This window comes from Paenibacillus sp. Z6-24 (assembly GCF_054161335.1).
Map to the genome: position 1 here is coordinate 377,562 of NZ_CP096398.1, position 12,559 is coordinate 390,120.

The window sequence follows — 12,559 nt, forward strand, 5'->3', positions numbered from 1 at the left end:
CTCCTTTTCGGTAGCGCTTACATCATTTGATCCCATTGTATCACTACTTTGAAAAGGGAATCAGCAGAATTGCTTTCTTACCGGAAAGAAATTATAAAGAGTCCGAAGATACATAATAGAGGAGGCAGCAGGCAGGGGAAACGGAAATTACGTTGATTGCAGCCTGACTACCGATGCCGGGCCTGTGATGCCAATAAACAAAGCGCCGGCTGACCTGCCTCTGCAGACCATCCGGCGCCGGATACTATCGGTTATAATGCAATCTGCCTGTGATTCCCTGCGGTGTGCCAAATCCGAGCAGACCATCCGGCTGATCCCAGGCACGCTGCTGGGCAAGCAGGCACAGCTCGGCGGCCTTGAAGGCATGATCCTGTGTCATCGCGGTCTCGGTCCGATCCAGTACATCGCGGATCAGCTGACCGAAGAAGGGAAAGCCCACTTTGCCGGATACATTAAAATGATACTCTCCCTCGTGATTGACCAGATACACATGATCCCGCATGGGATCACGGGCGATATCGATGTATTTGCGCAGTTCGATATAACCGTCTGTTCCGAGCAGCAGGGTCCGTCCGTCTCCCCAGGTGCCGAGTCCGTCCGGTGTGAACCAGTCGACCCGCATATAACCGGAAGCCCCGCTGTCCCCGGTGAGGGAGATCTCGCCAAAATCCTCCAGCTCCGGATACTGCGGATGATTGAAATTGGCGACCCGGCTGTGATTGATCATCGCATCGGCAGATCCGGTAAAGGTCAGGAACTGCTCGATCTGGTGGCTGCCGATATCACAGAGAATGCCGCCATACTGTTCCCGGCGGAAAAACCAGTCCGGCCGCTTGTTCGCGACCAGCTGATGCGGCCCGGTGCCCATCAGCTGAACGACTCTTCCGATCGCTCCCTGGCTGATCAGCTGCTGGGCATAGATGGCACTCTCCACGTGCAGCCGTTCACTGTAATAGACCATGTACTTGCGTCCGGTGCGGGCGGTCTCGATCCTGGCTTCGATCAGCTGTTCCATCGTTGTGAAGGGCGCTTTATCGGTAAAATAATCTTTGCCCGCCTGCATCACCCGCACGCCGAGCGGCCCGCGTTCGGAAGTGATCGCTGCTGCGGCGACCAGCCTAACGGCATCATCCTGCAGAATCTCCGCTATGGACGAGGCGATCCGTGCCTCTGGATAATGTTTGTGAAAGGAAGCCAGTCGCTTCGGATTGCGGTCATAGATCCATTTGACGTTTGCTCCGGCTTCGACCAGACCGGCACACATGCCGTAAATATGCCCGTGATCCATTGCCGCGACTGCAATCGGGAATTCCCCCGGCCCGCAGATCGGTTCACGTTGATACTCCGTTGTCGGCGCATAAAACATTCCATCCTTGCTCATTCTGATCTTCCTTTCACACTGCTATGCAGGTTGGTATTTAGTTGTTATTTGTACGTTTTGCTCATATCCGCTGGCATTGATTCTTTATCCGTAATATACCCGGAAAAGGTCGATTCCTCACGCCGCCGGGCCAAATGATCTTCAAATTGTTTTTCATCTATAGGTAGAGTGACCCAGTCATCTTCCCAGGTGGAGAGCAGCATCGCATTGGACAGTGTCAGTCCGCGGATGCCTTCTTCACCGGGAGCGATCAGCGGTGTGCCGTGAAGAATCGCCTCGATCCAGTTGCGGATAATGCCGGGATGTCCGGTCTCGGTCTCTTCGATCGGAATATCGCACTGCCAGCATTCCGGATGTCCAAACGCGCCTTCATAACGTTCATTGAACACCGGTTCCGGTTCGCGCAGCCGCCAGAAGGTCAGCTTGTCCTGCTCGATCACGATCTTCCCGCGGTCCCCGGTCACTTCAAAACGGTTGGTCCCCGGATATTCGCCGGTGGTCGTAATGAATACGGCACTGGCCCCATTATCGTATTCGGCATATGCGGTCACATCATCTTCCACCTCGATATTCCGGTAACGACCGAACCGGCAAAAGGCACGGATGCGCGCTGGCATCATCCCGGTCGTCCACTGCAGCAGATCGAGCTGATGCGGACACTGGTTGATCAGCACACCGCCGCCTTCGCCGCTCCAGGTCGCCCGCCAGCCGCCGGAATCGTAGTAGCTCTGCGCCCGGTACCAGTTGGTAATGATCCAGTTCAGCCGGCGGATCTCCCCCAGCTCGCCGGCAGCAATCAGATCACGCAGCTTGCGGTAAACCGGATTGGTCCGCTGATTGTACATAATCGCAAATACGCATCCGGGCGCGGCAGCCGCAGCATTATTCATCTGCTGCACTTCACGGGTACTCACTCCGGCAGGCTTCTCCACCAGCACATGCAGACCATGGCGCAAAGCGGTGATCGCCTGGCCAGGATGATCCTTGTGCGGCGTAGCCAGAAGCACAGCATCGACTGTACCTGACTGCATGAGCTGCTCCGGATCATCCCAGAATATGACCGATTCCGGCAGATTCTCCCGGCTCCAGGCTTTCATGGATGCCCGTACATCGGATACGGCTGTCAGTTCTGCACCGGGAATCGTGCCGGACAGCAGGGTGCGTGCATGGGTACTGCCCATATTGCCAATGCCGATCACGGCTACACGTATGGATGAGGTCATAATGATTGTGCCTCCTCTCCATGTTGCTGGAGCTGTTCACGGAATACTCCGGCAAAATGGTTCAGCATCTCGTCCGAACCGAACTGTCCGCTAAAGTCTTCAACGCCCAGATAACCCTCATATCCGGAAGCTGCCAGATCGGCGATAATTTGCTCCCAGGGTACGCTGCCTTCCAGCAGGGGAAGCCACTGGCACTGCCAGCGTTCCTCACTGCGCAGCCAGCCGGCATTTTTGACATGGACATGCGCGAGGTACGGACCGAGCAGCTGAATACCCATGCGGTAGTTCTCATATCCTTCATACACCATATTGCCCGGATCATACAGTATGCCGACATGAGCCGGATTGAGGTGTCCGACCAGCCGCATCGCCATGGAGGCGCTGGGCGCAATCGTCTCGTGATGAGTCTCGACCAGTGCCTTGATGCCATACTGGCTGGCCAGCTCCTGGATGCTGGACAGATAACGGATCGCTTCGATCTCCAGATCTTCATAGTGCCGCTGCCTGTCATAACGCGGAATACCGACACGCATCATCGACGCGCCCAGCTGCTGCGCCGTATCAAATGCCTGATGGGCACTGTCCAGATCACCGCACTTCAGATAGGGAACGAGTGCAATCGAGCGCAGTCCCCGCTGCTTGGCAGCCGAGCGGATCGTCTGCAGTTGCTCTGCAGAAGTCTTCGGATCAATAGAGCAGAGGTTGTGCCTCCAGAAGGAAGGAGCTTCCTGAATGGCATCGGCCGGGATACCGGCATAGCGCCACTCGATTCCTTCAATTCCGGCGCCTGCCGCCGCAGCCACGAGCTGTTCCGGTGTCAGATCGGGCGTACATACGGTAAATACGGATAATTTCATATCTATCATCCTCTCTTGGGTATGCATCTTTCGGCTGCAAACCAGCCGTTCAGCCGCAGTTCGTCCACGGCTTGGTCGCCGCTTGTTTGCTGCTCATTTACTATTCGTTCAGTATGCATTTGTTATCGTTTGTTGTATAAAGAGTTTATAATTCTTTAATTTGAAATCGTTTTCATACAAATGCATTGTAGCATGGCGCTATGCAGGCGGACAGGGAATCTCACTAACAGTGGAACGGCAGATAAATAACCGGTTCAATGCCATACTGTCAGATAAATACCAGATAAATATGCGGAACAGGACAGGAAATGCGAATAAATTAGGGATGACCGCTATCCGGGCACATCAATGCTGCCGAAAAGGGGTACTATATTAAAAGTTAAAAGTAATAGACAGAGTAGCGGATACGTCCTGACCCGGATGAACCGATGCAGAGGAGGAACCCTTAATGGCAGAAATGAAAGCAGTAGGACTCACGCGCTATCTCCCAATTGAACAGCCGGACAGTCTGCAGGATCTATGGCTTCCCCGGCCGCAGGCGAGTGGACATGATCTGCTCGTCCATGTACAGGCGATCTCCGTAAACCCGGTCGATACCAAGCTCCGTGCCCCCAAAGACAGGATAGAACCGGAGCCTGTAATTCTTGGCTGGGATGTTGCCGGCATTGTCGAAGCGGTCGGGGAGCAGGTTCAGGGATTCAAACCCGGCGATCAAGTGTATTATGCTGGCAGTGTGACCCGTGCGGGCGGCAACAGCGAATATCATCTGGTCGATGAGCGAATTGTCGCGCACAAGCCGGCAGTGCTTGACTACGCCGCAGCTGCCGCCCTGCCGCTCACTTCTCTCACGGCCTGGGAAGGCATCCATGATCGGCTCGGAGTACCGACAGAACCGGCGGAGAATAAAGATAAATCCATGCTGATTATCAATGCAGCCGGAGGTGTCGGCTCGATCGCTACCCAGATCGCTCGCCAGGCCGGTCTGACCGTTATCGGAACAGCGTCCCGCAGCGAGACCAGACAGTGGGCGCTGGATCATGGCGCTCATCATGTGATCAACCACAGGGAACCCTTCCGGCCGCAGTTGGAGCAGCTGGGGATGCCGGAAGTGGATTATATTTTCTGCCTGAATCATACCGACCAGCATTGGGAGTCCATGGCGGATGTAATTGCGCCGCAGGGCCGGATCTGCTCGATTGTAGAGACTGAGCAGCCGCTTGATCTGAATCTGCTCAAAGACAAAAGTGCTTCCTTTACATGGGAATTCATGTTCACCCGGGCCAAATACGGTACGGCAGATATGCAGCGGCAGCAGCAGATTCTGGATATGGTAGCCCGTCTGGTGGATCAGTGCATATTGCGGACCACCGAGTCGCAGCGCCTGCAGCCCATCCATGCGGCGAATCTGCGTCACGCTCATCAGCAGCTGGAATCCGGCAGCACGATTGGCAAGCTGGTGCTGGCGGGGTGGGAATAGAAAGCCTGATTCGTCCGGTAGAGCATACGAATAGATAGAGGGGGAGCCTTTTTTATGAAAAGGATGTCTACAGATCATCCTGTTGCTGTATATATGACCAAGCGAATCAATGAATATTATGAGAGCCAGTGTCCGGAAGTCGGCATTTGGCTGGACGAACGCTGTATTATTCTTCATTTAAAAGATTTCATTGGGTCCCGCATGGAAAATATCGTACGGCAAAAGGAAGACCCGGATGTTTTTCGCACCCTGCGGGAGTTGATGATGGAATATACGCTGCAGAATTTCACGCGGGATATGAAGGAGCAGTTTGGTATCCGGATCAAGGATATGTATTACGACTGGGAAGAACGGGATTTCTCCGGGATGATCGTGGGTCTGCTGGAAGGGGATGCTTTTGCAGAGACGGCGGAGAGTTTTCCCCATCAGTATGAAGTGAATGAACGAACCAGTGAGATTACAAATGGTGTCCAGCGGGTTCCAGACCGCATATACAGCTTCTGGATGGATGAACGTCTGCTGGTGATCGTCCGTGACGGCCTGCTGATTCCGCTGGAGCAGGAATTGCTGCGGCAAGGGGCCAAGGAGCTGCTGCGCAAAACAAAACGTGTACTGGAGCGCAATGAATTTCTGTATCACAGCCGTATTCCCGAGATTCTCGGCCTTGAAGTCGAAGCGCTCTATCTGGACTGGCAGTTTGATCATGACCGCAGTGTACTGATCTATCAATTCAAATAAGGAGGACTGAAATGAACAGCAAAGACCAGCAGCTCAAAGCAACGATCCGCAAAGCCGCCGATCAGGCGTTTGACCAGGAAATGGATGAGATCAACCGTCAGATGGAAGAAGAGGTAATGATTGCACTGGTCGGTGACGTTAATGCCGGCAAATCGTCCACCATCAACCAGATTATCGGAGACGAGGTGGCCGGTGTCGGTGCCGAGCCGGGAGAGACGACCGAGATCCGGCCATATCCTTACCGGGAGAAGATCGTACTGATCGACACACCGGGACTGAATGATGTTAATGTCAATAATTCCAGCGTCACCCGTGACTATTACCGCCAGACCGATGTGGTGCTGTTTTTCCTCAATGCGGCCGGTACCGTGTTCTCCGAAGCGGAGAAAAAGTCACTGGAAGCGCTGGAAAAGATCAATACCAATATCCTGATTGTACTGAACAAAATTGATGCCGCTGATGAGATCGAGCGGCTCGTACGCCGCATCCGTCAGGAGACCGGGGACCGGTATGAGGTCATTCCAATTTCGTCGCGCACCGGACAGAATATCGACAAGCTGCGCGGCAGCATCCTCGACATGCTCAAAAAAAAAAGTAAGGACATTTTGTTCGCCCGTACGATCAAGGAAAAGTCCTCTACCGCCAACAAATGGATTATTGGCGCCGCTACTTCTGCCGGAGCGATCGGAGCAGCACCGATCCCGGGAGCGGACATTATTCCGCTGACTGCGATCCAGATCGGTCTGTTGACCCGCCTGGCAGCACTGTACGAGCGCCCGCTCAGCCGGGAGACCGCCAAGGAAATCGTCATCGCCTCGATTGTCGGCAATATGGGCAAAAGCCTGTTCGCCCAGATCAGCAAGATTTTCCCGGGTGCAGGTTCGGTCGTCGGTGCAGGCGTCGCCGGTTCAGTGACACTCGCACTGGGCTACTCGGTAAAATACGCCTATGAACGCGGCATCGATGTTACCCCGGAAAGCATCAGCCGTCTGTACCGCAAGTTCCGCGACAAAGTCAAGAAAAAGGACGATCTGCCTGCCATCGAGGAAGACAAAGGCAAACGCAGATAATCAGCCTGCTTATTCACTGAGAGTGTCTGTATGCCAATTCGGTTGAAACCTGTGCCGCTCCGGGGCAGTATACTAATTAGCATTCTGATCATGTATGGCGAAAGGCTGGTTTAGGGATTGAGAGCATTACAGCGAATGAACGGGCATATCCAGCGCTGGCTGCAGGAGAGGAACTTTAGACCCGGACAGATCATTCGAGAGCGCTACCGGATAATTGGGCGTCTGGGAACAGGCAGCTACGGCGTCACCTACCGGTGCGATGATCTGTTCACCGGCGAGCTCTGTGTGATGAAAAGGGTGCACCCTCTGCGCGGCGGCCGCCAGCGTGCAGAGCTGATCTATGACCGGGAACTGCAGGCGATGACCCGGCTCCGGCACAAGCAGGTACCAACGCTGTTGGATTCGTTTACCTATAAAGGCCAGCGGTGTCTGACGATGGAATATATGCAGGGACTGAACATCGGGCAGCTGCTGTTTGAAGAGGAATGTACTTTTACCGAGCGGGAATCGCTGCAGCTGATGCATCAGCTGCTGGATATTGTGCAGACGATGCATCATCAGGGACTGATCCACCGGGATATCAGCCTATCCAATGTGCTCTGGAATGATGGCACGGTGCAGTTGATCGACTTTGGGCTGACCTGGCGGGAGGAAGAGCCCCCGGAGCTTATCCATGAACTGGATGAACTCGTCAACGGCGATGAGCAGGAGAAGAAGATCCGCCGCAGCCTTGATGCGAGCAGCGACTTTTATGGGATCGGTCATCTGCTGCTGTATCTGCTCTACAGCACGTATGATGATCCGAACAGCCAGCAGGAACGCAGCTGGGAACAGGAACTGCAGATGCATCCCCGGACCCGGCAGATGCTGCGCAGACTGCTATTGATCGATCCGCCTTACACCAATGCAGCTGAGATCATTGCCGAGATTGAGGCAATTCTGGCCGAACTGTGAGCAGACAGTAAGCCTGAACCGCCTATCCCATCTACAAAAAACAGCCCCTTCACGGATATGAAAGGGCTGTTTGTGCTGCTTTATTGTATACGTTGTATCCATGGCGGGCTGTTCCATATCAGCTGCTGCTGTAAGAGCTGCTGCCACGCTTGCGCTTGTAGTGTCCATGACCATATTGATTGTGTGAGTGTCCTCTGCGACTGTGTGATCTATCGCTGCTGCTATACGAACGGTGACGGCGGTGGCTTGAACCTGATTTGGACTTGAGTACCTGATTAAGAATACTTTTGATAAGACCCATCCGAGTAACCTCCTTCCGTTTTCTTATCCTCTACGTACGTGCCGGATTGTTCGCTGGTTTCGCTTTTTTTTTGCAAAAAACAGGATAAAACGTTTGTCTGTTTTGCTAGCAATTTAATTTCAAAAAATATTATTTGAAATGGAGATTTAGCTGATTCATATGTCGAAAAATAGGATATACTTACTTAGATAGGTAAAAGTAACTGGTTCCTAAGTTGCATAAAAGGATGTGATTGTTCATTATTTTGTGAGTATTGATCTAATATAACTTAAATAAGATAAAAATAACTAGATAACTGTTATCCAAGATGTTGTGGTCTTTTTAAATACTATTACTGAATAAGGAGTTACTTTACGATATGAATGCTATTAAAAAAGGTATGGAGAGCTTGTCTGCCCGGATTCTGGGCATTGCCGCGCTGTGTATTATTGTCCCGATGGTAGTGTCGATGGTTGTGGTGGGTTACACGGTAACCCGGTCCTATGAGCAGGCAAATGCCCAGGCCATCGCCGTGCTTGCCCAGGAAAAGTCAAAAGAACTGAATATGGCGGTCAAATCCCAGGTAGCGGTCGCTGATACAATCGTGGAAGATCCGTACAATATGGATTTTTTCAACAGTCTGGAGACGACCGGCAAAGGAAATCCGGAGCAGTTCCAGCGTATCCAGGATAACATTACCAAGAAACTGGAAGAATCAAATGGTTTGTATGAAAATATTTTCTTCTCTCACAATGGCAAGATCTATATGGATGGCATCAACGGCGCTTCGGTCGGTCACGTACTGACTGCCGAGACCGACCCATGGTATTCCAAAGTACAACAGCAACCGGGTCCTTTTATGAGTGATATTATGCTGTCCCCGGTATCCGGCAGCATGGTTATCGTTGTCGGCAATGTGCTCGGCGGCGATGATGCAAAAGAGGAGAATGCCGCAGCCGACAGCAATGCGCGTACTATTTTCGGCGCACCGCTGAATGTGAATACACTGCTGCAGGATGTGGTACAGCAGGATGGAGATCATCAGCTGAATACGATTGTCACCAACCAGGCCGGTCTGATCATTGCTTCTTCGAATAAGGACCAGGTGATGAAAACAGACCTGAGCAAGCTGGATTCCGGTACGCTGTACCAGCAGATCCAGTCGCAGGACCAGGGCACCGGATTTATCACCATCAACGGTGAACGGTACATGGCTTCGTTTGTAAAGGATAAAAATCTGAATGTCAGCATTATCTCCATGCAGCCGGTAAGCATCTATATGGATCGTGTGCATTCCATGATTACGACCATGATCATCATTACCGTGATCAGTCTAATCCTGGCAGCGATCGTATTGTTCCTGGTCGTACGCACGATCGTCCGTCCGGTGCAGCTGGCTTCCCAGCAGCTGGAACGCATGTCCCAGGGCGACTATTCCCATACCCTGCCGGATAAGTACAAGCAGGGTTCCGGCGAGACCGGCGTGCTGATTCGCTCCATGGATGCGATGCAGCAGTCCACCCACCGCATGATCAATGCCGTCAATGCCGAGATTAACCAGCTGCGCCAGGCGAGCGAGCAGGCCCGGGTAGGCTTTATGGATATGAACCAGAAGCTGCAGGATGTATCGGCCACGACGCAGAACATGTCTGCCGGGATGGAAGAGACGGCAGCTTCGTCACAGGAGATCAGCGCCTCGACGACCGAGTTTGAAAAAGCGATCGAGTCGATCGCTGTCGGCGCCCAGGAAGGTGCGGAGCAGGCAGGCGTGATCAACGAACGTGCCGGCTCGCTGAAGAGCAAGCTGGATGAGTCCATTGCAGCGACCACGGTTGTCTACAACGATGTCAAAGCCGGTCTGGACGAAGCGCTGGCCCAGTCCCAGTCTGTCGAGATGATCAAGTCGCTCAGTGAATCCATTTTGCAGATTACCAAGCAGACCAACTTGCTGGCGCTCAATGCATCGATCGAAGCGGCACGTGCAGGCGAAGCAGGCAGAGGATTCTCCGTCGTAGCCAATGAGATCCGCAATCTGGCGGATGCTTCCAAGGATACGGTTGGCCAGATTCAGGGCATTACCGAGCAGGTCGTCAATTCGGTCAACAACCTGCAGAAATATACCGCACGACTGATGGAATTCCTGGTGACCGAGATTGGTGCGGATTACCAGATGATGCGGGAAACGAGCGAATCCTATCTCCAGGATGCTGGTTATATCGACCGCATGGTCAGCGAATTCAGCGCAACCAGCGAAGAACTGAGCGCATCCGTGCAGAATCTGGCACAGGCGATTAACGAGATTTCCGTTTCCAACAACGAATCCGCTGACGGCACTGAAGAGATTGCCAACGCCGCCCAGGCTGTACTCGACAAAGCCAATGAAGTATCGATCGAAGCGATCAAAACGAACAAAAGCGCCGAACGTCTCGGTGCGCTGGTAGGCCAGTTCAAGTTCTGATCGGTAGATGATGCCGATTAATCAGTACAATGATCTGTGTATTCCAATAGTCTGCACTCAGCAGTAGATTGGTAGACATACAGGAAAAGACACTCTGATAGATACAGAGTGTCTTTTTTCATTCTTCACTTCGCAATATTTATATCAAGCTTAATAACATATGGATTAAACCCTTTTGATACTCAAATTTAAACCTTTATTTTTAACTATACAAATTGGTGGAGGAGCTTCGGTATTTTGTCATTCACAATATGTACTATTTCCTTTAAAATTCAATGGATGCATAAATTTACTGTTACAAAAAATTAATCTATTGTGCATCATACCTAAGGAGGAAATTTGATGGTACAAAAATTAAGTGTTAAATCTCTACATACCCCTCGGTGGATTCTTGCTGCCGCTCTTTGTATCGGTTTGGGAAGCGTATTCAGCGCACCTGCGACCCAGGCTGCAAGCAATTATCCCGACCCTATGCAAGGTCTGACCGGATTTGCAGGTGCTGCCAAAAATGAATATGGACAATCCAAGTCATCCGTTACAGGTGGTAACGGTGGCTCTGTTGTTACGGTAAATACACTGGATGAGCTGAAGCGGGAGGTAGGTGATACCCAGAGAAAGACAGTTGTTGTAGGCAGAAATATCAGTTCTTCCAGCAAAGCCATTGTTAATCTGGGAGCTAATAAAACAATTGTTGGCGCTTATAATAATAACAAGCTGACTAATGTATATTTGACGACAACCGGCAATTCCAACAATGTGATCATCAAGAATCTGGTTATCGCCCATACCGCAAACATTAATGAAAATAACGATATTCCACTTTACATTAACAATGGGCAGAATTACTGGGTCGATCATGTTACACTTGAAGGCCATGGATACGATCCTAATGGTCATGACCTTGATAAACTGATGTATGTAGGCAGTGGCGCAGATTATATTACCATTTCCAACAGCAAATTCACGAATCATCGTTATGGTCTGATTCTGGGATGGCCCAATGATGACGATGCAAGTGTAAAACAATATACCGGCCTGCCGCATCTAACATTGACCAACAACTATTTTAATAATGTCTATACACGCGCACCCGGCCTGATGCGCTATGGTTACTTCCATGTCAAAAACAATCTGATTCAAAACTATAAATTGGGCTTTACTGTAGCAACCAACGCCAAAATTTATTCCGAAGGCAATGCATTTAATGGAGATGGCAACAGCGCAATCATCAATGTCGATCCGAGTACCAAACGGAGTGGACAATTCAAGGATACAGGTTCTTCACCGGCTATTAACTCCAATCTGCCGGTTACTACCTGGAAGCCATCCAGCAACTACGCGTATTCTGTACTGAGCCCTACTGCTGCCAAACAATATGCGTTAAGCTATGCAGGTGCACAAAATACATCTCTGCAGTATCCGTAATCCATTTGCAGAGACCGGCTTAAATTAAAAATGACCATACTGTCTGGACATTGTTCTGGACCGTATGGTCATTTTCTGTAGATCATATATAAAAATTAATATATTCTGCCAATGGATGAAAAGGGAATACTGGTACAAGGAGAGGGATGATCTACGGACCAGAGGGGTTTATCCATGTAAATCTCCTCCACTTCTTCAGTGGACTATATGTCAACCCAATCCACCAGTAATACATCCGCGCTGGAAAAACAGAAAACAGCGCTGGAAGCACAGCTGACCAAATTGCAATCCAGTACAGACAAAGACAGCACAGACAGCGAACAGCAAATCCAGCAGATCAAACGTCAGATCAGCCAGGCGAGCCAAAGCTCCAGTTCATCCGGCAGCAGTTCCTCTTCCACATCTTCGACTTGAATCTGTATTGAAGTCACCATCATATATTCGCAGCTATGCACAGATGTTGTACAAGATGCCGAATTTGGAGTACACAGCGATCAGTCGTCCACCTTGGGGACGGCTTTTTTTGGTGCATCCCGGGTGCGGGATGATTCGGAATTGTGAACAAACGTTAACGTTTACTGTGACCTCAATCACTCATCTCCCTGAAAAATGGGAATAGAATTTGAGATATCTAAAATTAATATTAATTTGCAACTATTAACCGGACGGCTGCATACCGGCTGCATCTGCTGCAGA

At 51.1% G+C, this 12,559-nt stretch carries 11 protein-coding genes; 7 read left to right on the forward strand and 4 right to left on the reverse strand.

What is annotated here, in order from left to right; genetic code table 11:
* Positions 1-244: 244 nt before the first annotated feature.
* Genes M1D61_RS01640 through M1D61_RS01650 form a run of 3 tightly spaced genes read right to left on the reverse strand, consistent with a single transcriptional unit; the run spans position 245 to position 3,461 of the window.
* On the reverse strand, positions 245-1,381 hold the full coding sequence (locus M1D61_RS01640) for a Gfo/Idh/MocA family protein (RefSeq protein WP_458120891.1): 1,137 nt from the start codon (positions 1,379-1,381) through the stop codon (positions 245-247).
* A 44-nt stretch (positions 1,382-1,425) separates the two neighbouring features.
* Entirely contained in the window at positions 1,426-2,604 is a 1,179-nt protein-coding gene (locus tag M1D61_RS01645) for a Gfo/Idh/MocA family protein (protein WP_458120892.1), read from the reverse strand.
* Entirely contained in the window at positions 2,601-3,461 is an 861-nt protein-coding gene (locus M1D61_RS01650) for a sugar phosphate isomerase/epimerase family protein (RefSeq protein WP_458120893.1), read from the reverse strand. Before M1D61_RS01650 ends, M1D61_RS01645 begins: the two co-directional genes overlap by 4 nt.
* A 448-nt stretch (positions 3,462-3,909) precedes the next feature.
* Between M1D61_RS01650 and M1D61_RS01655 the strand changes: the two genes are divergently transcribed.
* From M1D61_RS01655 to M1D61_RS01670, 4 genes are all read left to right on the forward strand, one after another.
* Positions 3,910-4,938, forward strand: a complete 1,029-nt coding sequence (locus M1D61_RS01655; RefSeq protein ID WP_458120894.1) for a zinc-binding alcohol dehydrogenase family protein — start codon at positions 3,910-3,912, stop codon at positions 4,936-4,938.
* 54 nt (positions 4,939-4,992) lie between these two features.
* Positions 4,993-5,676 (forward strand): Na-translocating system protein MpsC family protein, encoded by a 684-nt coding sequence (locus M1D61_RS01660; protein WP_458120895.1) that lies wholly within the window; start codon positions 4,993-4,995, stop codon positions 5,674-5,676.
* 11 nt (positions 5,677-5,687) lie between these two features.
* Positions 5,688-6,746, forward strand: a complete 1,059-nt coding sequence (locus M1D61_RS01665) for a YcjF family protein (RefSeq protein WP_458120896.1) — start codon at positions 5,688-5,690, stop codon at positions 6,744-6,746.
* A gap of 117 nt (positions 6,747-6,863) precedes the next feature.
* On the forward strand, positions 6,864-7,700 hold the full coding sequence (locus tag M1D61_RS01670; RefSeq protein WP_458120897.1) for a serine/threonine protein kinase: 837 nt from the start codon (positions 6,864-6,866) through the stop codon (positions 7,698-7,700).
* Positions 7,701-7,818: 118 nt separating this feature from the next.
* On the opposite strand, the gene M1D61_RS01675 is transcribed toward M1D61_RS01670, so the two are convergent.
* Positions 7,819-8,001 (reverse strand): hypothetical protein, encoded by a 183-nt coding sequence (locus M1D61_RS01675; protein ID WP_458120898.1) that lies wholly within the window; start codon positions 7,999-8,001, stop codon positions 7,819-7,821.
* 358 nt (positions 8,002-8,359) lie between these two features.
* On the opposite strand from M1D61_RS01675, the gene M1D61_RS01680 reads away from it, so the two are divergent.
* The 3 genes from M1D61_RS01680 (at position 8,360) to M1D61_RS01690 (ending at position 12,277) form a co-directional block, all read left to right on the forward strand.
* Entirely contained in the window at positions 8,360-10,438 is a 2,079-nt protein-coding gene (locus M1D61_RS01680) for a methyl-accepting chemotaxis protein (RefSeq protein ID WP_458120899.1), read from the forward strand.
* 342 nt (positions 10,439-10,780) lie between these two features.
* The gene (locus tag M1D61_RS01685; protein WP_458120900.1) at positions 10,781-11,863 is read left to right on the forward strand and encodes a pectate lyase family protein; all 1,083 of its coding nucleotides are present in this window, start codon (positions 10,781-10,783) and stop codon (positions 11,861-11,863) included.
* 207 nt (positions 11,864-12,070) lie between these two features.
* Complete coding sequence (locus M1D61_RS01690; protein ID WP_458120901.1) at positions 12,071-12,277, forward strand: hypothetical protein; 207 nt, start codon at positions 12,071-12,073, stop codon at positions 12,275-12,277.
* Positions 12,278-12,559 lie beyond the last annotated feature (282 nt).

Excerpts from the sequence above, each read along its gene's own strand:
- M1D61_RS01640 (WP_458120891.1), bottom strand. The coding sequence starts at position 1,381 with ATGAGCAAGGATGGAATGTTTTATGCGCCGACAACGGAGTATCAACGT.
- M1D61_RS01645 (WP_458120892.1), bottom strand. The coding sequence starts at position 2,604 with ATGACCTCATCCATACGTGTAGCCGTGATCGGCATTGGCAATATGGGC.
- M1D61_RS01650 (WP_458120893.1), bottom strand. The coding sequence starts at position 3,461 with ATGAAATTATCCGTATTTACCGTATGTACGCCCGATCTGACACCGGAA.
- M1D61_RS01655 (WP_458120894.1), top strand. The coding sequence starts at position 3,910 with ATGGCAGAAATGAAAGCAGTAGGACTCACGCGCTATCTCCCAATTGAA.
- M1D61_RS01660 (WP_458120895.1), top strand. The coding sequence starts at position 4,993 with ATGAAAAGGATGTCTACAGATCATCCTGTTGCTGTATATATGACCAAG.
- M1D61_RS01665 (WP_458120896.1), top strand. The coding sequence starts at position 5,688 with ATGAACAGCAAAGACCAGCAGCTCAAAGCAACGATCCGCAAAGCCGCC.
- M1D61_RS01675 (WP_458120898.1), bottom strand. The coding sequence starts at position 8,001 with ATGGGTCTTATCAAAAGTATTCTTAATCAGGTACTCAAGTCCAAATCA.
- M1D61_RS01680 (WP_458120899.1), top strand. The coding sequence starts at position 8,360 with ATGAATGCTATTAAAAAAGGTATGGAGAGCTTGTCTGCCCGGATTCTG.
- M1D61_RS01685 (WP_458120900.1), top strand. The coding sequence starts at position 10,781 with ATGGTACAAAAATTAAGTGTTAAATCTCTACATACCCCTCGGTGGATT.
- M1D61_RS01690 (WP_458120901.1), top strand. The coding sequence starts at position 12,071 with ATGTCAACCCAATCCACCAGTAATACATCCGCGCTGGAAAAACAGAAA.